This is a genomic window from Mumia sp. ZJ1417, assembly GCF_014127285.1.
Classification (GTDB): Bacteria; Actinomycetota; Actinomycetes; order Propionibacteriales; family Nocardioidaceae; genus Mumia.
In genome coordinates, this window is the sequence record NZ_CP059901.1 from 1,758,806 (window position 1) to 1,778,700 (window position 19,895).

The 19,895-nt window shown below is 72.1% G+C and carries 19 protein-coding genes; 10 read left to right on the forward strand and 9 right to left on the reverse strand.

Annotated features, from left to right (window positions below):
* Positions 1-49: 49 nt before the first annotated feature.
* Positions 50-901 carry a hypothetical protein gene (locus tag H4N58_RS08425; RefSeq protein WP_167251846.1) on the reverse strand — a complete coding sequence of 284 codons (852 nt, stop codon included), beginning with the start codon at positions 899-901 and terminating at the stop codon, positions 50-52.
* A 146-nt stretch (positions 902-1,047) separates the two neighbouring features.
* Between H4N58_RS08425 and H4N58_RS08430 the strand changes: the two genes are divergently transcribed.
* The 6 genes from H4N58_RS08430 (at position 1,048) to H4N58_RS08455 (ending at position 7,817) form a co-directional block, all read left to right on the forward strand.
* Positions 1,048-2,082, forward strand: coding sequence for a nucleoside hydrolase (locus H4N58_RS08430; RefSeq protein ID WP_167008686.1), 1,035 nt, complete (start codon positions 1,048-1,050; stop codon positions 2,080-2,082).
* The gene (locus H4N58_RS08435; RefSeq protein WP_243843128.1) at positions 2,079-2,918 is read left to right on the forward strand and encodes a ribokinase; all 840 of its coding nucleotides are present in this window, start codon (positions 2,079-2,081) and stop codon (positions 2,916-2,918) included. The genes H4N58_RS08430 and H4N58_RS08435 overlap by 4 nt, the downstream gene beginning before the upstream one ends.
* A gap of 105 nt (positions 2,919-3,023) precedes the next feature.
* Positions 3,024-4,157 (forward strand): metallophosphoesterase, encoded by a 1,134-nt coding sequence (locus tag H4N58_RS08440; RefSeq protein WP_167008689.1) that lies wholly within the window; start codon positions 3,024-3,026, stop codon positions 4,155-4,157.
* 11 nt (positions 4,158-4,168) lie between these two features.
* Positions 4,169-6,793 (forward strand): ATP-binding protein, encoded by a 2,625-nt coding sequence (locus H4N58_RS08445; RefSeq protein WP_167008692.1) that lies wholly within the window; start codon positions 4,169-4,171, stop codon positions 6,791-6,793.
* Positions 6,790-7,233 carry an SRPBCC family protein gene (locus tag H4N58_RS08450; protein WP_167008695.1) on the forward strand — a complete coding sequence of 148 codons (444 nt, stop codon included), beginning with the start codon at positions 6,790-6,792 and terminating at the stop codon, positions 7,231-7,233. The genes H4N58_RS08445 and H4N58_RS08450 overlap by 4 nt, the downstream gene beginning before the upstream one ends.
* 71 nt (positions 7,234-7,304) lie before the next feature.
* Positions 7,305-7,817, forward strand: a complete 513-nt coding sequence (locus H4N58_RS08455) for a hypothetical protein (protein WP_167008698.1) — start codon at positions 7,305-7,307, stop codon at positions 7,815-7,817.
* An 86-nt stretch (positions 7,818-7,903) separates the two neighbouring features.
* Here the strand turns inward: H4N58_RS08455 and secD are convergent, their stop codons facing one another.
* The 6 genes from secD to H4N58_RS08485 form a co-directional block, all read right to left on the reverse strand.
* Entirely contained in the window at positions 7,904-10,210 is a 2,307-nt protein-coding gene (gene secD, locus H4N58_RS08460; RefSeq protein WP_167251845.1) for a protein translocase subunit SecD, read from the reverse strand.
* Between the two features lie 69 nt (positions 10,211-10,279).
* Entirely contained in the window at positions 10,280-10,636 is a 357-nt protein-coding gene (locus H4N58_RS08465; RefSeq protein ID WP_167251844.1) for a hypothetical protein, read from the reverse strand.
* A gap of 72 nt (positions 10,637-10,708) precedes the next feature.
* Positions 10,709-12,103, reverse strand: coding sequence for an NAD(P)/FAD-dependent oxidoreductase (locus tag H4N58_RS08470; RefSeq protein ID WP_167251843.1), 1,395 nt, complete (start codon positions 12,101-12,103; stop codon positions 10,709-10,711).
* Between the two features lie 149 nt (positions 12,104-12,252).
* Complete coding sequence (locus H4N58_RS08475) at positions 12,253-12,852, reverse strand: hypothetical protein (protein ID WP_167008710.1); 600 nt, start codon at positions 12,850-12,852, stop codon at positions 12,253-12,255.
* Between the two features lie 42 nt (positions 12,853-12,894).
* Entirely contained in the window at positions 12,895-14,130 is a 1,236-nt protein-coding gene (locus tag H4N58_RS08480; protein ID WP_167008713.1) for a ribonuclease D, read from the reverse strand.
* Entirely contained in the window at positions 14,127-14,729 is a 603-nt protein-coding gene (locus H4N58_RS08485; RefSeq protein ID WP_167008716.1) for a DUF3000 domain-containing protein, read from the reverse strand. Before H4N58_RS08485 ends, H4N58_RS08480 begins: the two co-directional genes overlap by 4 nt.
* A gap of 163 nt (positions 14,730-14,892) precedes the next feature.
* Here H4N58_RS08485 and hemE point away from each other — a divergent pair, with 163 nt between their 5' ends.
* The 4 genes from hemE to msrB all read left to right on the forward strand — a co-directional run bounded on the left by hemE (position 14,893) and on the right by msrB (position 18,515).
* The gene (hemE, locus tag H4N58_RS08490) at positions 14,893-15,918 is read left to right on the forward strand and encodes a uroporphyrinogen decarboxylase (RefSeq protein WP_243843153.1); all 1,026 of its coding nucleotides are present in this window, start codon (positions 14,893-14,895) and stop codon (positions 15,916-15,918) included.
* A gap of 10 nt (positions 15,919-15,928) precedes the next feature.
* Complete coding sequence (gene hemG, locus H4N58_RS08495; RefSeq protein ID WP_167008722.1) at positions 15,929-17,341, forward strand: protoporphyrinogen oxidase; 1,413 nt, start codon at positions 15,929-15,931, stop codon at positions 17,339-17,341.
* Between the two features lie 4 nt (positions 17,342-17,345).
* Positions 17,346-18,044 (forward strand): hydrogen peroxide-dependent heme synthase, encoded by a 699-nt coding sequence (gene hemQ, locus H4N58_RS08500; RefSeq protein WP_167008725.1) that lies wholly within the window; start codon positions 17,346-17,348, stop codon positions 18,042-18,044.
* Between the two features lie 63 nt (positions 18,045-18,107).
* A complete protein-coding gene (gene msrB / locus H4N58_RS08505) occupies positions 18,108-18,515 on the forward strand; it encodes a peptide-methionine (R)-S-oxide reductase MsrB (protein ID WP_167008728.1) in 408 nt (135 codons plus the stop codon).
* 10 nt (positions 18,516-18,525) lie between these two features.
* On the opposite strand, the gene H4N58_RS08510 is transcribed toward msrB, so the two are convergent.
* Both H4N58_RS08510 and H4N58_RS08515 read right to left on the reverse strand, forming a co-directional pair.
* Positions 18,526-19,083 carry a hypothetical protein gene (locus H4N58_RS08510; protein WP_167008731.1) on the reverse strand — a complete coding sequence of 186 codons (558 nt, stop codon included), beginning with the start codon at positions 19,081-19,083 and terminating at the stop codon, positions 18,526-18,528.
* A gap of 68 nt (positions 19,084-19,151) precedes the next feature.
* On the reverse strand, positions 19,152-19,856 hold the full coding sequence (locus tag H4N58_RS08515) for an SDR family oxidoreductase (protein WP_167008734.1): 705 nt from the start codon (positions 19,854-19,856) through the stop codon (positions 19,152-19,154).
* Positions 19,857-19,895 lie beyond the last annotated feature (39 nt).

Here is a 19,895-nt window from a genome sequence, read left to right on the forward strand (position 1 = left end):
CGGTCCATCCAACCAGGTGTGTCCGCGGGTCCGGCGAGCCGGAGCGACGTCATCCGTCGACCGAGGGGGCGGTCGTCTCCGCCTGGGGTGCGGGCTGCTCGGGCTGGCCGAGACCCTCGCCGTCCCTGCCCGGAGAGGGTGTCGGATCGGCGGGTTCGGTGGTCGGCGGGGCCGACGGGGACGGCGTCACGGTCGGCTCCTCGGCCTTCGGCGACGGCGTCGACTCGGGCTCGGGGGTCGGTGTGGGGGACGAGGGTGAGTCGCTGGGGGAGTGCTCCTCGCTGGGACTCTCGTCGCGGTCCTGCTGGTCCGAGTCGGAGCCGCCGGAGTCGCCGGAGTCCGAGCCGCCCGAGCGGACGTTACTGAAGGTCGTCCCGGGCTTTTCGCTGGACCCGATCGGGTGCCCGGCGACCTTCTCGTACGCCCAGATCCCGCCGAGGGCGAGGACGAGACTGACGACGGTGGCGATGGCTGCGGCGCGCCATGAGATCAGTCGCTTGGGTGCGTCGTCGCCCTGGGTCGTGCGGTCCGCGTCACCGGCACCGGCCGTGCCCTCTGCCTCGGCCTCCGCGAGCGCCTCGGCCGCGTCGGGCGCCGTCGGCAGGATCGCCGTCCCCCGGCCGCCGTCGGCGGCGCGGTTCGCCAGCGCGGCGCGCGTGGTCAGCCGCGCGGCCTCGGCGAGACGCCGGCTCTTGCGGAGGGAGTTGGTGTAGACCGTGCCCGCGACCGTGGCCACGACCGAGCCGACCGCTGCGCCGATGAGGGTCCCGGCGACACCGAGCCACGAGCCGGCGACGGCGGCCGTCATGGCGGCGAGAGCGCCACCGACGACCTGGCTCGACGAGACACCCGACAGGACACGGGTGCTTTCGTCAATCTCCTCGTTCTTCTGGGCCGTCATGCAGCCTTTCGGGGTTCGGGGTTCGGGGTGGTCGAGAGGCGGCGGGAACGTACGGAGGGGGCCCGTCGCCAACCTTCGACGGTAACGGGAAGGTCACACTGGCCCAAGTGAGGTCGAGCACAGCGTCGCGAGGCTACGGTGAAGCCATGACCCCCTCGCTCGAGCCGACCACGACCACGCCGACACCTGTCGTGCTCGACGTCGACACGGGCGTCGACGATGCGCTGGCGCTGATGTTCGCCGTCCGTAGCCCCGACCTGGACGTCCGGGCGATCAGCTGCGTCGCTGGCAACGCCGACGTCGACCAGGTGGTCGCCAACACCTTCGCCGTCCTCGACGCGCTCGACGCCCCCGCCATCCCGGTCGGTCGCGGCGCCGAGCGCCCGCTCGTCGAGCCGGCGCGCGACGCCCGGCACATCCACGGCGCGGACGCGATGGGCGACCAGGGTCTGCCGGACTCGAGCCGCGAGCCCGCCGACGGGGGCGCCATCGACGTGATGCGCCGGGCGATCCTCGAGTCGCCCGAGCCGGTCACCCTGGTCCCGCTCGCGCCGATGACGAACGTCGCGCTGCTGCTGCGGGCGTACCCCGAGGTCCGCGACAACCTGGCCGGCATCGTCCTCATGGGCGGTGCGGTCGACGGCGGCAACGCGACCGCAGTGGCGGAGTTCAACGTGTGGCACGACCCCGAGGCCGCGGCGATCGTCCTGGCCGCCGGCGTACCGGTGACGATGTACGGGCTGGACGTCTTCACGCAGGTCGTGGTCGAGGCCAAGACGTACGAGGTCCTGCGCGGCGACCCCGACCCCGCGGTCGCGCTCGCCGGGCGGCTGCTCGCGCACTCGCACGACGTGATCCGCGCCGACCCGCGGGTCGGCCACGGCGGGCTGATCGGCGACGCGGGCGCGGCGTGCGTGGTCGCGCGGCCCGACCTCGTGACCGTACGACGGTGGCCGGTGCACGTCGAGCTCGCGCCCGGACGGTCCCGGGGGCAGACGGTCGTGGACCGCCGGTACGTCCTCGGTGAGGATGCCGTCCACGGCGTGGAGTCGCTCGGTCACCTCGTCGATGTCGCGGTCGAGATCGATGCCGCGCGGGCGAGCGACCTCTTCCTCACGACGATCTGCGCCGGGCCGGGCGCATCGCAGGTCGACGACACGGCACGGGCGGTCCAGCGGTGAACGACCTCGGCGACGTGCGGCGAGTCGGCACCGTCGTCGTGGTCGGCTCGCTCAACGTCGACCTCGTGACGACGGTGGCGCGGCACCCCGAACCCGGCGAGACCGTCCTCGGCGGAGACCTTGTCCGCCTGCGCGGCGGCAAGGGCGCCAACCAGGCGCTCGCGGCGCGTCGGGCCGGCGCGTCGGTCGCGATGATCGGGCGCGTGGGTGACGACGCCGACGGTCGGGCATACCGGGCCGCGATGTCCGACGCCGGTGTCGACGTCACGCACCTCCACCTCACTCCCGCTGCGCCGACGGGCACCGCACTGATCGTCGTCGACGAGGCGGGCGAGAACTCGATCGTCGTCGCCCCGGGAGCCAACGCCCGCCTCGACGCCGCGGACGTCGAGGCGGCGCGGGAGATGATCGCGACCGCCGACGTCGTGCTCGTGCAGCTCGAGATCGCCGACGAGGCCGTACGGGCGGTGGCCGGCGTCGCCGCGCGGGCCGGGACGCGGCTGGTCGTCAACGCCTCGCCCGTACGGGATCTGCCCGCCGAGGTGCTGCGTCAGGCCGATCCGGTGGTCCTCAACGAGCACGAGGCCGCGGCGTACGGGCTCGCGACCGGCGGCGACGCGGTCTGCGTGACGCTCGGTGGTCGCGGCGCCACGTGGGGAGAGGCGACCGCGACGCCACCACCGGTGCTTCCGGTGGACACGACGGGCGCCGGCGACGCGTTCGCCGGGGCGCTGGCAGCCGCTCTCGCGGCCCGCGTACCGCGCGAGGAGGCGCTGCGTGCGGCGGTGGACGCAGGCGCTGAGGCGACGACCTGGCCCGGCGCCCAGCCCGTGTGATCTTCTCCCCAGGCACCGGTCGTCCCCAGGTGCGGCGCGCGTCCCCGATCGTGTCGGCCTTCGCTTCTAGGGTGGGACCCGGATCTCAAACCCCGGGAGGTGCGCATGCGATTCGTCGCGACGGCAGACTGGCAGCTCGGCATGACGGCGCACTACCTCGACGACGAGGCGCGCCCCCGCTTTCAGCAGGCCCGTCTCGACGCGGTCCGACGCATCGGCGCGGTCGCCGAGGAGCGCGGTGCCGCGTTCGTGGTCGTGTGCGGTGACGTCTTCGAGTCCAACCAGCTCGACCGTGCGATCGTCGCCCGTACGTTCGAGGTCCTGCGCTCGTTCACGGTGCCGGTGGTGCTGCTCCCAGGCAACCACGACCCCCTCGACGCCGCGTCGATCTACGACTCCCAGGCCTTCCGAGATCGTGTGCCCGATCACGTCCACGTGCTGCGCGACAGTGCGCCCTACGCGGTGGTCGAGGGGGTCGAGATCGTCGGCGCCCCCTGGTTCAGCAAGCACCCGACACGCGACCTGGTGGCGGACGCGTGCGCGGGGCTGCTCCCTGCGCCCGAGGGGCTCGTACGGGTCGTCGCCGGACACGGCGCCGCCAGCACGCTCAACCCTGATCGCGACGCGCTCGCGGCGATCGAGGTCCCTGCGCTCCTCAAGGCTCTCGACACCGGCTGTGTGCACGTGGCCGTGCTGGGCGACCGGCACTCGACCACCGAGGTCGAGGACCGCATCTGGTACGCAGGTGCGCCCGAGGTCACCTCGCGCCGCGAGAGCGACCCCGGCAACGTCCTCGTCATCGATGTGGACGCCTCCTCGGGGGCGCTCACGGTCGAGCGCGAGCACGTCGGCCGGTGGCGGTTCGAGGTCGTGGACGCGCCGTTGTCGTCGCGCGACGACGTCGACATGCTGGCCGAGCGGCTGCAAGAGATGCCCGACAAGGAGCGAACGGCGGTCTGGCTGACCCTGAGCGGCACGCTGTCCACCGCAGAGATGGCCCACCTCGAGGGCGTGCTGGAGGAGGCGAGCGACCTCTTCGCGCGCCTCGACGCCTGGGAGCGTCACACCGATCTCGCGGTCCTCCCCGACGGCCACGACTTCGCCGACCTCGGCCTGAGCGGCTTCGCGCAGGAGGCCCTCGACGAGCTCGTCGAGGGCGCCACGTCCGGCGAGGCGGGCGCCACGGTCGCGCAAGACGCGCTGGGCCTCCTCTATCGACTTGCGGGTGCTGGTCGATGAGACTCGTGCGGGTGACGCTCCGCAACTTCCGGGGCGTCGAGGAGTCGACCGTTCGTTTCGGTGACGGCGTGACGGTCGTCGTCGGTCCCAACGAGGTCGGCAAGTCGTCGATCGCCGAGGCGATCCGGTTGCTGCGCACGGCCAAGTCGAGCTCGCGCAGCCAGTCGGTGCGCGACGTGAAGCCCGCGGGCCGCGACGTCGGGCCCGAGGCCGAGGTCGAGCTGCGGACCGGTCCGTACGACCTCGTCTACCGCAAGCGCTGGCTCAAGTCCCCGATGACCGAGCTCGAGGTGCGTGCCCCTCTGCGGGAGCAGCGCAGCGGCGACGAGGCTCACCAGCGCTTCAGCGCCCTCCTCGAGGAGACAGTCGACGTCGACCTGTGGGAGGCACTCGAGGTTCTGCAGGGCGCCTCGCTCGACCAGCCCGCACTGGCCCGCATCTCGTCGCTGCACCGCGCCCTGGACGACTCGGCCGGAGCGACAGGTGATCACGACGCGCTGATGAGCGCCGTCATGACCGAGTACGAGAAGTTCTTCACGGCGACGGGCAAGCCACGCGGCGACTACGCCCAGTCTGCCGCCGAGATCCTCGACCGCGAGGCCCAGCTTGTCGCGCTGCAGTCCCGCAGCGCCGAGATGGACCGTTACGTCGAGGACCACACCGCCAACGAGCAGGAGCACGCACGGCTCTCGACCCTGTCGATCGATGCCGACGCGCGGCTCCACCGCGCCGAGGAGGCGGTCCGCGCGGTCGATGCGCTGCGCGACGGGCTGCGTCGTGCCGAGGAGGCTGTCGAGGTCGCGGAGCGCGCCCACGGGCACGCCATGCGGGCGCGTGACGAGCGGCGGGTTCTCGTGACGGAGGAGGCCGACCGGTCTGACGCGGCGCAGACGCTGGGCGCGCGCCTCGGCGAGGTGACGTCCGCCCACCGGGAGTCCCGTGGGCGCGAGGAGGAGTCACGACTCCAAGCCACCGCCGCCACGACCCGAGCTCACGAGGCGCGCCGCGCGGCAGACGACGCCGCGGCCGCCCTTGCACGCCACCGCGACAGGGTCGAGCGGGACGCGCTCGCCCAGCGGGTCCGCCGTGCCCAGGAGGCCACGCGCGACCGGGCGCAGGCGCGTGCTGAGCACGATCCGCTTCGTGTCGACGACGCCTCCCTCGCGCGCCTGACCGACCTGGCGACCGACCTGCAGGTCGCCGAGGGTGCGCGAGAGGCGGCCGCTGCCGCGCTCGTCGTCCGCCCCCTGGGAGGGCAGCCCGTCCTCGTCGACGGCAGCGCGATCGGAGCGGAGCCTTACGAGGGCGCCGTCCTCGACGAGGTTCTGGTCGCCGTCGAGGGAGTCGTCGAGGTCCTCGTACGACCGGGCACACCACCAGCCGATCTCGACCGGCGCGTCACGCAGGCGCGTGAGGCGTTCGAGGCCGCGCTGCGCGAGGCCGACGTCGACTCGCTCGCCGCGGCACGGTCGGCCCACGAGCGTCGCCGTGACGTGGCAGCGAGACTCGCTGCCGCCGACGCCTCGCTGCGCGAGGCACTCGACGGAGCCGCGCTCGACGATCTTGAGACGCGGCTCGCCACGCTCGACAGCCGCAACCGGCACGCCACCGACGAGGACGCCGCGGAGGCCTCGACGAGTCGTGAGGACGGGCACGCTCCGCTCGACCGCGACGCGCTCGAAGTCGCCCACGACGCTGCCCGACGCGCCGCAGATGACGCCGACCGGGAGGCGACGTCGTCCAGGGCCGACCACGACCACGCCCGCGAGGCCCTGGCAGCGGCCGCCGAGGCGTCGGTGCGTGCTCGCCAGGAGCGGGAGAGCGCCGAGCACGAGCACGAGCGGGCAGCCGCCCGCCTTGCGGCGGCCCGCTCCGGGAGCAGCGACGGTTCGCTCGAGCATGGTGTCGTCGCGGCCGCGGAGTCACGCGACGCCGCCGCTGTCACCGCGACCTCGGCGCGTGCCGCGTTCGAGGGGGCCTCGCCCGAGACCCTCGACATGGAGCTCACCAACGCCCGTGAGCTCGTCGAGAGCGTCGACCGCGACCTCACCCGGACCGACAAGCGCCGCGTCGAGCTGCAGACACTCCTCGACGACCGCGCGACCGAGGGCATCCACGACCGGCGCGTCGACGTGGAGGCCGCCCTCGAGGTTGCGCGCGCCACGTGGCAGCGGCTCGATCGTGCCGCCCAGGCAGTCGCCCTGCTCAAGGAGACGCTCGTGCGCCGGCGCGACGACGCCCAGCGCCACTACGTTGCTCCCTTCAAGCACCGCATCGATCGGCTCGGCAAGGTCGTGTTCGGCGCCGACTTCGAGGTCGAGGTCAGCACCGACCTCGCGATCGAGACCCGCACGCTGGGTGGCCGTACGGTCCCGTTCACGTCGTTGTCGGGCGGCGCCAAGGAGCAGCTGGCGCTCCTCGGCCGGCTCGCCTGCGCCCAGCTCGTGGACGTCGACGAGGGCGCGCCCGTCATCCTCGACGACACGCTCGGCTTCTCCGATCCTGCGCGGCTGGAGCGTCTCGCGGTCGTGCTCAACGATGTCGGCCGTACCGCGCAGGTGGTGATCCTCACGTGCCAGCCTCGCCGGTTCGAGTCCGTGGGCGGCGCGCGCACCGAGCGGCTCGTCGCTCGGTGACGCCCCGCCACTACTCGTTCGCCAGCACCTGGCGAATCCCCGCGCCGCAGGGGGCGACGTTCGACGCGGTCGCCGACCTGGAGCACTACGCGCTGTGGTGGCCGCAGGTGCGGCACGTCGTCGGCATCGACGACGACACCGCCCGAGTCGCCGTGCGCTCGCTCCTCCCGTACACGCTGCACCTCACGCTGCACCGCACGCGAGTCGACGCGCGCGCCGGTCACCTCCTCGCGGAGATCGCCGGCGACCTCGACGGGTGGGCGAGCTGGAGGCTGCACACCGACGGCGGGGAGACCCTCTTGCGCTACTCCCAAGAGGTCGTCACCACCGAGCCCTGGATGAACGCCGCAGGCATCGTCCTGTCACCCGTGTTCCGCCTGAACCACGCTGTGATGATGCGCGACGGTGCCGACGGGCTCACGCGACACCTCATGTCCTGACGATCTCGCGGTCACCTAGAGTGGCCGTCGAGCACGCGTGCCCACCGACCTCGACCGGAGGAGATTTCCCCGTGCACCGAGCGACACAAGTCGCCCTCACCCTCGCCGCGCTCACCCTGACCGGGTGCTCGTCGGCGGCTCAGCTGACCGGCACCGCGACGACGTCGTCGCCCGAGCCGCCTGGCCAGTCCCGAAGCGCCGAGCTCCCGATCAAGGGCGTGTCGACCAAGCTGCCCAAGGTCGGTGACGAGATGCGCGCGTTCCGCAGCCCGACCGGCAACATCGTGTGCCGTCTCGACGAGCGCAGCGCCCGTTGTGACATTAAGGACTTCTCCTACGAGCCACCGCCGCGTCCCGACGGGTGCGGCAAGGGTTGGGGCGGCACGCTCCTCGTCACCGCCGAGGGGGCGGAGTTCACGTGCCGCGTCGCCACGCTGGCCGGCAAGTCGCCCGAGCTCGGCTACGGTCGTTCGACGATCGTCGGCGATGTCGGATGCACCAGCGCGCAGACCGGAGTCACCTGCGTCCATCTCGAGTCGGAGCGCGGCTTCACGGTGTCCCGCGAACGCACCGGCACCTTCTGACCGTACGGGCAGACGTCCGCGGACAAGAGGACCCGACGTAGGCGCCATCGCTGGCGCCGACGTCGGGTCCTCTGTCAGCTCCGCGCCTAGAGCGTGCCCGACTCGCGCCCGGCCGTAGGGACGGTCGCGTACGGGTCGGCCGCCGCGACCCGGTCCTCCTTCGACTTCGGACGGAAACGCTCCTCCAGCAGGAGAGCGATCGGCGAGGCGACGAAGATCGTCGCCAGGGTGCCGAGCGTCAGACCGAGCAGCAGCGCGATCGCGAACGGCTGCAGAGACGCGCCGCCGAGAATGGCGAGCGCCGCGAGGATGAACATCGCGCCGAGGCCGGTGTTCACCGTACGCGGGATGGTCTGCATGATCGCGTCGTTGAACGTCTTGCGCAGGCTGGAGCCTTCGCGGTGTTCGCGGAGGTTCTCTCGGATCCGGTCGAAGACGACGATCGTGTCGTTGACCGCCAGACCGATGATCGACAGGATCGCCGCGAGGAACACCCCGTCGACCGGCTCACCGACCCACGCGAAGATGCCGACGACCGCGGTGACCACCGACGCGAGCGACAGGACGGCGGCCGTGGCGAACGTCCACCGGAACCGCACCGCGAGATACACCATCTGCGCCGCGAGCGCGATGATGAAGGCGATGATCGCCTGGTTGCGCAGCTCCTCGCCGAGGCTCGGGCCGATCAGCTCGTCACGGTCCTTCGTGACCGGGCCCGCGGCCTCGTCGAGCGCCTCCTCGATGGTGGCGGCCTCGTCGTCGGTGATCTGGTCCGTACGGACGGTGATGTTGTCCTGGTCGCCGGACTCGCCGCTCGACTCCTGGACGACCGCACCGGGGAACCCGGCGTCAGAGACGACCTCACGGGCTTCGTCGGCCGAGATCGCCTTGGTCACCTGGAAGTCGAGGATGCGACCGCCGGTGAACTCGACGCCGAGGTTGAGACCCTGCGTGACGATGCCGGTGACGGCCAGGACCAGCCCGACGACCGTGACCACGATCCACGTCCCGGCCTTGCGCATGAGGAACGGACCCTTGGTGACGAGCCACTCACGAAGGCGCCCCGTCCCGGCGAGGCCCGTGATCGCGGGCCGGTTCTTGGCGAAGGAGCGGCGCACCGCCCAGTCGGTGAGGACACGGGCGATGACCAGGGCGGAGACCATCGACGCGATGGTTCCGATGGACAGCGTGACGCCGAAGCCCTTCACGGGTCCGCTGGCCAGGAAGAACAGCAGGCCTGCCGCGATGAGCGTCGTGACGTTGGAGTCGAGGATCGCCGACCAGGCCTTGTTGTAGCCGGTGTCGAGGGCGCGGCTGAGGCCGTCGCCGCGCCGGCGCGCGTACTCCTCTCTCGCACGTTCGAACACCAGCACGTTGGCATCGATCGCCAGACCGATCGCGAGCACGAAGCCCGCCAGGCCGGGCAGTGTCAACGTCGCGCCGAGCCAGAGGAGCATCGCGTACGACATGAGGGCGTACGAGCCGAGCGCGATGCTCGCCATGAAGCCCATGAGGCGGTAGACGAAGACGATGAAGATCGCGGTGAGGATGACACCGATGATCGCGGCCTCGAACGACGCCTCGATGGCGGCGTCGCCGAGGGTGGCGCCGACGGTGCGCTGCTCGATGACCTCGACCGGCACGGGGAGCGCGCCGCCCTCGATGAGGATGGCGAGGTCCTTGGCGGTCTGGGAGGTGAAGTCACCGGTGATGCTGGTGGTGGAGCCGGCACCGGCGCACAGCGACGGCTGGACCTGCGGCGAGGAGATGACCTCGTTGTCGAGCATGATGGCGATCCGCTGGCCGCCGGCGGTGTTGGCGCACGCGTCCTGGACGAGCTTCTGCCAGCCCGGGGTGCCTTCCTTGTTGAACTTGACGTTGACGACCCACTGCAGGGACTGCTGCTCCTGCTCGGACTTCGCGCTCGTCACGCCGTTGCCGTCGAGCTCCTGCGGGCCGACGATGATCGGGTTGCCGTCCTCGTCGTTGACGACGGTCTGGCCCTCGGTCGACTTCGTGCCCTCGGGCGCGGGACCGATGACGTTGTGGAAGGTCAGCTGCGCGGTCTGGCCGATGACGTCGGCCGCCTTGCGGGGGTCCTGGACGCCGGGCAGCTCGACGATGATGCGGCGCTCGCCGGAGCGGGCGAGTGTCGGCTCGGAGACACCGAGGGCGTCGACGCGGCCGCGCAGGACCTCGAGCGCGCGGTCGGTGGACTCGGAGTCTGCCTTGGTGCGCTCGCTGTCCTGGGTCTCGAGGACGATCTGGGTGCCGCCTCGCAGGTCGAGGCCGAGGCGCGGAGAGAAGTTGAGGGCGATGACCGCCGAGATGACGAGGACGGCGAGCGCCGCGACCGCACGCCACAGTGGCGCGCGGGAATCGGGTCGTGACACGAGAGTGCTCCGGGATTCTGGAGAAGACGATCGCACCGAGGTGCGCGAGGACGGATCGAGGAGGAGCCGTCAGCGCGGGGGAGCGCGACCGAGGACCCCGCCTGGCGCCACGGAAGGTGCGCCCGTAGACGGCGACCCGCTGGGCTCCTCGAGGGTGCCCCCACCGGGGAGGTCGGCCGACGCAGGGAGCGCCGCCAGCTCGGGTCCGAGCCCGGACTTCTCGTGGTGGGCGCGGGTCGCGACGTCGATCTTGTGGATCGCGGCCTTCCAGATCGTCAGCCGGGGCTCCGTGGGGCGTACGTCGGTGGACGAGGTCGCGTGGCTGCGGGGGCTGGACGCCGAGGCTGTGCCGCCCAGCATGAGGAGAAGTCCCGAAAGCGCTGCCGCCACCATGACGGCAGGCAGACGCGGGACGTTCCTCAGCATGCGTGCAGTCTAGCGTGACGGACGTGGCTCCCGGCCTGCTTCGCGCGAGGCGGCCGCGCAGGTCAACGCGGGTCAGGAGAGGTCGGCCAGCGCCGTGCCGATCGCTCGGTGGAACGTCGGATAGGCCCAGATCGTACGGACCAGCTCGGACAGGGGCACCTGTGCGTGGACGGCGACCGACAGCGCGCCGAGGATCTCACCGCCCGCGGGCCCGACCGAGGTGGCCCCGACGAGGACCCGTCGTTCGGCATCGGCGACCAGCTTGATCAGGCCGCGGTTGCCCGGACCGTACGTCGCGCCTCGCGACGACGCGGCGAGGTCCGCGCTCCCCGTCCGCACGGCGAGCCCCCGCCGTCGCGCCTGCGCCTCGGTGAGCCCGACAGCGCCGACCTCGGGGTCGGTGAATGTGACGCGGGGCAGCGCGCGGTACGAGGCACCTGGCCCGGACTGCCCGGTGATGGCTGCGACGGCGATCGCGGACTGGTACATCGACACGTGCGTGAACCCGCCCCGCCCGGTGACGTCGCCGATCGCCCACAGCCCGTCGACCGGCCTGCTGTCGGCGAGGACTCGCTGATGCTCGTCGGTGGAGAGGTAGCCGTGCTGCGTCGGGACCCCCACGACGTCCAGGCCAAGCCGGTCGCTGTTGGGCGTGCGGCCGGTCGAGACGAGGAGCCGCTGCCCGTCGAGCGTCGCGCCGTCGTCGAGCGTGACGGCGAAGCGCTCCGCGTCATGGCGTACGGACGTGACGCGGCTGCCCATACGGAAGGTCACACCGTCCTCGGCGAGTGCGGCCGCGACGAGCGCACTCGCCTCCGGCTCCTCGTGAGCGAGGACGCGGTCGGCGCCCTCGAGGATGGTGACCGTCGTGCCGTACCGGGCGTACGCCTGAGCCAGCTCGAGCCCGACCGCGCCCCCGCCGAGGACGAGCAGCGAGGTGGGTTGGTCGGGGCTGCGCAGGAGGTCGCGGTTGGTCCAGTACGGGGTGTCCGCGAGTCCGTCGATCTCCGGCACCGTCGGCCGCGTGCCGACGTCCAGGAGGATCCCGCGTCGGGCGGTGAAGGTCCGGTCGTCCACGCGGACACGCCGGGAACCGACGACCGTGCCCCTGCCGCGGACGAGCCTCACGCCCTGATCCTGGAGGCGCTTGACCGCCGCGGAGTCGTCCCAGTCGGCCGTGATCTCGCGGACGCGGGCGTACGCGAGGGCGAACTCGGGCACCACGCTCACCTCGCCTGCGGCCTCGTCGGCGCGGCGGGCGTCGGCAAGGAGATCGGCGGAGCGGAGGAGGGTCTTGGAGGGGATGCAGCCGTAGTACGGGCACTCGCCGCCGACGAGAGCGGCCTCGACGGCGACGACCTGGAGCCCGGCGCGGGCGAGCGCTCCGGCCGCCGCCTCACCGCCTGGTCCGGTGCCGAGAATGACGACGTCGGTGACGATGTCGCCTGCAGCGGTGTCTGCGTCCATGACGAGAGCATCGCCCACCACGCACGATCGCGCAGGCCAAGCGCGGGAGGAAGTTGTGCGCCGGGCTGGGAAGCGCCTCACGGCGCGTGGCCGCTCGTAGCGGCTAATTTTGGGACCCGGGGCTACCGCAGCCCGACGCGAGCACCAGCCTAACTCAGGTCTCCACGTCGTTCATGTGCAGCGGCGAGCTGGAGCGCGCCGGCCGTGTCGACCAGCCGAGAGGCGCTGAGTGCGTCGTCGTGGTCGGTGGTGTCGAGCGACGCGCGACCGATGCCGACGAGCCTGGCGAACGCCGCCGCGCGGTCGAACGTGTCGGCCAGATCGCTGGTCACGACGCCGCGGACGACGGCGTCGACGAGCGCGACGACCTCTTGTGGGCCGGGTGGGTCGACGACTCCTGCGACGACCTCGTCGACGGGGGAGTGGGCCTTGCCGGCGTCGAACTCGCGCGCAGCCCGGACCGGGTCGCGGCGTACCCAGGTCCGGAGGACGTAGAGCCGCCACAGCGCGCCCGCGAGCGAGTCGGCGGGTGCCCCTGACCACAGCTCGGCAAGGAGGTCGAGCCCGTGCTCGTCGGCGAGGGCGAGCACACGCTCGGTCGTCTCGTGGTCACCGGCTGAGCGCGCGCCGCGGACGAGGAGGTGGGCCATGCGGGCACCGGCCTCAGCGCGTGCTGCAGGGTCCTCGTCGCCCGCGCGGGCGTCGAAGAGCTCCGATCCGGAGACCAACGGCTTCTTGAATTCAGCCATCGGGCCAGCGTAGTGGCGCGGACTGACGACGTGCCGTTGAACTCAGGTCGCGAGCGTGCGGCGTGCCTCGGCCAGCGCCGGGGCCGTCAGGGCGACCTGCCACGGTCGGGCGCCACGCTCCCTCAGGAACGCGGCGATGGCCTCGGGATCGGCGCCCCCCATGTCGTCCCAGGCCATACGGCGGACGAGGTCGGGGGTGAGGAGGTTCTCGGAAGGCAGGTCGTGGCGTTCGGCGATCTCGGTGAGCACGGTCCGGTACGCGGCGAGCCGTGCCGCGGCGTCGGGCTTGCGTTCGGGCCACGACCTCGGCGGCGGCGGTCCGTCGACGTCGTTGCCCGCCGCCGTCGGGAGGTCGCGCTCCGCGAGGTCGCGGGCCTGCGCCACGGCGGCCTCCCACGTGTCGAGGTAGCGTCGCGCGCCACGGCTGCGCATGGCCTCGAGGTCGCGGAGCTCTTGACGGCTCTGCGGGAGCGACCGGGCGATGGCGATGATCGCGGCGTCGTTGAGGATCCTGCCCGGCGTCACGTCGCGCTCACGGGCGATCGCATCGCGTGCCTCCCAGAGCGCGCGCACGACGGCGAGCCGTCGCCCACCTCGTACCTTGTGGATCCCTGACGTGCGTCGCCACGGCTCGGTGCGTACGGCAGGTCCGGTGAAGGCGAGCAGCGCCTCGAACTCCTCGTGCGCCCACGCGAGCTTGCCGGCCTGCTCGAGGCGGGACTCGAGGGCGTCGCGGAGCCCGACCAGCGGCTCGACGTCGAGCGCCGCGTACAGCAGCCACGGCTCGGGCAGGGGGCGTCGGGACCAGTCCGCCGCCGAGTGCTCCTTAGCCAGGCTCATGCCGAAGACCTCTTGGACCAGCGAGGCGAGCCCGACGCGGGAGAGGTTGAGGAGTCGGCCGGCGAGCTCGGTGTCGAACAGCGACCGGGGACGGAGCCCGACCTCGGCGAGGGAGGGCAGGTCCTGGGTCGCGGCGTGGAGGATCCACTCAGCCGGGGCGATCGCCTCGTCGAGGGCGCTCAGGTCGGCGAACGCGGTCGGGTCGACCAGCGCGGTGCCGGCACCCTCCCGGCGCAGCTGGATGAGGTATGCCCGCTGGGAGTAGCGGTAGCCCGAAGCGCGCTCGGCGTCGATGGCGACCGGACCGGTGCCGCGGCGCAGCGCCTCCAGGGTGCGGTCCAGGCTCTCGGTGTCGTCGATCACGCCAGGGAGCGGATCGCGCAGCTCGAGGGGTGGCAGGACCACCTCCTCCGCGGGTGCGGACTCGGCATCAGTCACCGGCGGGGCCGCCCTTCACGGCCACGCCGGGGCAGCGTGAGCACCCCCGGCGCGAGCGGCGGCAGCCCGGCAACGGTGCACAGCAGCTCGCTCCAGGCCTCGGCGTGGGCGGCGAGCCCGGCTCCGCGCCCGAACAGCGGGGTCCACGAGGCGCGGATCTCGAGCTGTGCGGTGGAGCCGTCCTCCTCCATCCCTCCGAAGCCTTCGGACCGGACGGTCGTCACGCTGCCGCTCGGCGCCACGTACGAGGCGGACTTGGCCGCCAGCGCCTCGACGAGCCAGCTCCAGCCGACCTCCGGAAGCACCGGGTCGCTCGCCATCTCGGCATCCACGTCCGCGCGGGCGAAGGTCACGAGGCGGAAGGTGCCCTGCCACGCGTCGTTGCCCGCCGGGTCGTGGAGCAGGACGAGCCGCCCGGTGCCGATCTCGTCACCGGAAGCGTGAACGTCGCCGCTCTGTGCGAACGCGTACGGCGCGATCCTGCGGGGGGCGGGAAGCGGCTCGCAGAGCACCTCTGGGCGAAGTGCGGCGTCGCGCAGTTGGGCGACAGCATCAACGAACTCCGACGGCTGACCGTCGAGCTCGGTACGCGCTGCCATGTCCCCAGCCTATGCGCGATCCCGCCGACCTGAGGCGGCGACGCGCCGTGCGACCTGCGAGGATCAAGTCGTGAGCGCAGCGCAGAAGAAGGACGTCCCCACGACCCCGGACACGACGAAGGACGGTGCGACGAAGGACGGTGCAAAGAACGTCGCGACCCCTGTGACCAGCACGTTCCTCGCGGCGTGCCGGGGAGAGAAGGTCGACCACGTCCCCGTGTGGTTCATGCGCCAGGCGGGTCGCTCGCTGCCGGAGTACCGCAAACTCCGCGAGGGTGTGCCGATGCTCGAGTCGTGCACGCGCCCCGAGATGGTCGTCGAGATCACGATGCAGCCGGTGCGGCGCTACGGCGTCGACGCGGCGATCTTCTACTCCGACATCGTCGTGCCGCTCAAGGCGATCGGCGTCGACCTCGACATCGTGGCCGGCACCGGCCCGGTCGTGGCCAAGCCGATCCGTACGGTCAAGGACGTCGAGAAGCAGCTGCGTGACCTCACGCCCGAGGACGTGCCGTACGTGACCGAATCCGTACGCGGTCTCGTCTCCGAGCTCGGGACGACGCCGCTCATCGGCTTCGCAGGCGCCCCGTTCACGCTGGCCTCGTATCTCATCGAGGGCGGACCGTCGCGTGACCACCGGCTCACCAAGGAGCTGATGTACCGCGACCGCGACACCTGGGACGCCCTCCTCGGCCGCCTCGCCACGATCGCCGCGACGTTCCTGCGCGTGCAGGTGAAGGCGGGTGCGAAGGCCGTCCAGCTGTTCGACTCGTGGGCCGGATCGCTGTCGCGCGAGGACTACGTGACGTACGTCAAGCCGTACTCCAAGCGGGTGCTCGACGCGGTCTCCGACCTCGACGTGCCGCGGATCCACTTCGGCGTCGGCACGGGCGAGCTGCTTGGGGAGATGGGCGACGCGGGCGCTGACGTGGTCGGTGTCGACTGGCGGGTCTCGCTCGACGATGCGGTGGAGCGGGTCGGGAAGACTCGCTCCCTCCAGGGCAACCTCGACCCCACCGTCCTCTTCGCGCCCGAGGACGTGATGCGCGCCAAGGCGACGGCCGTGCTCGACGCCGGGCGAAAGGCGCGCGGCCACGTGTTCAACCTCGGGCACGGGGTCCTCCCCGCGACCGACCCGGACGCGTTGAAGCGGTTGGTCGACCATGTCCACGCGTACGAGGTCCGCTGAGGTAGGCGCGATGAGAGGTCCGGTCCACGTCGTCGTCGTCGGGGGCGGCATCGCCGGGATCACGGCTGCGCGTGCCGTGGTCGACCGGCTTCCCGACGCTCAGGTCAGCATCTTGGAGGCGTCCGAGCGGGTCGGTGGCAAGCTCGCCTCCGCCGAGGTCGCCGGCATCTCGGTCGACGTCGGCGCCGAGTCGATGCTCAACCGGCGCCCGGAGGCAGTCGGGCTCGCGCGTGAAGCAGGCCTCGCGGAGTCGCTGGTCCACCCCGAGCCTGTGAGCGCCTCGTTGTGGACGCGCGGCGCCCTGCGTCCGCTCCCGCCGTCGGTGATGGGCGTCCCCAGCGACATGACGGCGCTGGCGCGCAGCCGCGTCCTGTCGGCGCCGGCGCTGCTGCGCGCCCGTACCGACCTGCCGCTCCCGACGCCGGCCCAGGACGTGTCCGTGGCCGCGTACGTGGGTCATCGCCTCGGTCGCGAGGTCGTCGACGTGCTCGTGGAGCCGCTGCTCGGCGGTGTCTATGCCGGGCACGCGTCGGAGCTGTCCGTACGCGCTGCCGCTCCCGCGATCTGGGCCTTGCACGAGCGCGGATCGCGGCTCGCGCGCGCTGCGTCGGAGCAGAAGGCGTCCGCTCCCGCAGACCTCCCGCCGGTCTTCGCGGGCCTGGACGGCGGGCTGTGGCAGCTGCCGGTCGCCGCCGTCCGCCATCCGCGCGTGAACGTACGGACCGGCGAGACCGTCCGTGAGGCTAGCCCGCTGGGCCATGGCCGCTGGCGGCTGGTCGTCGGCCCCGCCAACCGACCCTGGATCCTCGAGGCCGACGCGCTCGTGCTGGCGACCCCCGCGGCGCCGACGGCACGTCTTGTCGCGCCGACCACTCCTGTCGCAGCCAGGCTGATGCGTGAGATCGAGTACGCGTCGATGGCCATCGTGACGCTGGCGGTGCCGCGCGAGCAGATCGCGGCGGAGGCAACGACGTCGGGCTTCCTCGTCCCGCCGGTCGAGGGGCGCGCGATCAAGGCCGCGACCTTCTCGTCGTGGAAGTGGGGCTGGCTGGCCAAGCGGGCCGGCGACGTCGTCGTCCTCCGGGCCTCGCTGGGCCGGGCGGGGGAGGAGCACGTGCTCCAGCGCGACGACGCCGACCTCGTCGCGCTGGCGGTCGGTGATCTCGGCGACGCCGTCGGTCTGCGTGGCCCGCTCGCCGACGCGCACGTGCAACGGTGGGGCGGCGGGCTGCCTCAGTACACGGTGGGCCATCTCACTCGTGTCGCCCAGATCGCGACCGAGATCGCCGCGACGCCGGGGTTGGAGGTCTGCGGCGCCGCGTACGAGGGAGTCGGGATCCCAGCGGTGATCGCGTCCGCGCGCGCGGCGGCCGACCGGGTCTGCGACCACCTGGAGGGCCCGTCGGGGCGCGGGGCACAATGAGGGTATGACGACCGATCTCGATCATGAGGCCCTGAACGCGACGATCCGCTACACGATGTGGTCGGTCTTCCGGCTGGAGACGCCCTTCGGCGACGTCGCCGACCGTACGAAGGTCACCGCGGAGGTCGAGGCACTGCTCGCCGACCTCGAGTCGCGCGACGTGGTCATCCGCGGCCTGTACGACGTCGGTGGCCTGCGTGCCGATGCCGATCTCATGATCTGGTGGCATGCGTCGTCCGTCGATGCGCTGCAGGACGCCTACCACGCGTTCCGTCGCACCGCGCTCGGCGAGCGCCTCGCCCCCGTCTGGTCGCAGACCGGTCTGCACCGCCCGGCCGAGTTCAACCGCTCGCACACCCCGGCGTTCCTGTCCGAGGCCGGCGGCAAGGCCTACCTGTGCGTCTATCCCTTCGTCCGCTCGTACGACTGGTACGTCCTGCCCGACGCCGAGCGCCGCGACATGCTGCGCGAGCACGGCATGTTGGCAGCCGGGTACGAGGACGTGCGTGCCAACACGGTCGCGTCGTTCGCGCTCGGCGACTACGAGTGGCTGCTGGCGTTCGAGGCCGACGAGCTCTACCGGATCGTCGACCTCATGCGCGACCTGCGCGCGAGCAAGGCGCGCCTGCACGTGCGCGAGGAGATCCCGTTCTACACGGGGCGTCTCCGCACGGTCGCCGAGATCGTCGACACGCTGCCCTGACCCGGCTTCCCCTCCCGCTCGCGAGTCGCTCGGCGTGTGTGCGTTCCTCCGTACGATGGGGGTATGGCGTACGAGGTCGAGAAGACGGATGACGAGTGGCGTGCCGTGCTCACGCCCCAGGAGTTCCACGTGCTGCGGGAGGCCGGCACGGAGCGGCCCTTCAGCAGCGCGTACGAGACCGACGAGACCCCCGGCGTGTACGAGTGCCGGGCCTGCGGCACCGAGCTGTTCCGCAGCGACACGAAGTTCGACGCGCACTGCGGCTGGCCGGCGTTCTGGTCTCCGCTGGCAGGAGACAAGGTCGAGCTGATCGAGGACACCTCGATGGGCATGCGCCGTGTCGAGGTGCGGTGCGCCCACTGCGGGTCGCACCTCGGGCACGTCTTCGAGGGCGAGGGCTTCCCGACACCGAGCGACCAGCGCTACTGCATCAACGGTGTCAGCCTGCGCCTCGTCCCCGACGCAGGCTGACCCGCGAGCCTCAGAGGAGGGAGGCGCCCTCGCCGGCGCCGGAGGACTGCGCGTCGAACGACTCGTGCTCGACGAGGTGCAGCGTGGGCACCTTGAGCTTGCGCTCAGCCCTCGACGCCCAATCGACGTGGAAGAACTCCGAGAAGACGTGCGACGTGGTCAGGATGATCGCCTCTGCGGCGCCGACCTGCGTGACGAGGTCGGTGAGTGCGCTGACCGGGTCGTCACGTGTGAGTGCGCCGCGTACGGTCGTCGTCTTCTTGCCGGCGGCCGTCACGAGGTCGATCGAGCGCTGCAGCGCAGCCTCGCCCTCCTCGGTGACGGCACGGTCGATGTCGCCGAGCGAGCGTGCGTCAGGCATGGCCAGGTCGGCTCCGCCCAGCACCCCGAGCGACGTCGCCATCGTGGCCGCGGCGTCCTCAACGGGCAGCAGCAGGTGGTAGACGACGGGGTCGTCGAGCCCCTCGTGCAGCGCCGTGAGCTGCTGAGCATCCAGGCGGGAGAGCTCCTGCTCGAAGAGCACCGCCACGTCGTAGGGCTTCGGTGCGTCCGGACCGGGATCGTTCATCGTCGATGCCTTTCGCCAGGGGGTCTCCAGCCTAACGCCGAAGCGCCGCCGCGTGCCCCGGGGTTGGTTCAGAGTCGCCCGAGCTCGTGCCGGCGTGTCCGGGCCTCTCCGCTGCGCGCGAGCGTCAGAGCAGCAGAGACCACGTCGGAGATCTCGACGACCGCCTCGGGCGCGTCGGCAGCGTCACCGTCGTCCACGACAGGGTTGACGACGCACAGCTCGTGGAAACGGACGGCCGGCCGGTCGTCCTCGGCGCGCAGCACGTCGAGCAGCATCGACTGGCCGGCACCGGTGACGCTGACCGGACCCGAGCCGGCCTCGGGCTGCAGCGTGGCGATGCCGTTGAGGGTCACGTAGGCCGACCCGACAGGGTCCAGGTGAGGGACGGTCGCCCGCGCGGCGAGGAAGTGCGCCGTGAGGTGGCTGGTCAGCAGGGACGACCAGGTCTGCGTGTCGAGGTCGACGAGCCGGGACCCTTCCCACCAGCCGCCGATCGCCGCGAACCCCGCCTGTACGACGCCGTGGTCCGCGATCTGCTGGGCAACGTGCCGCGCGCCGTCGTCGGCCGAGACGTCGGCGACCACCGGGACGAGGCGCGTCCCGTCGTCTCCGGCCGACTCCCGAAGCGCGTCCAGGCGTGCGGCCGACCGGCCGACGGCGAGCACGGTCGCCCCCTCGGCCAGCAGTCCGCGGACCAGGTGACGTCCGACATATCCGGTCGCGCCGTGCACCACGGCCGAAGAAAGGGCAGGGGCGGGGCGCGACGCATCCATGCCGACAGTCTGCCGCCCGCGCCCGCGGCGGTGCATACT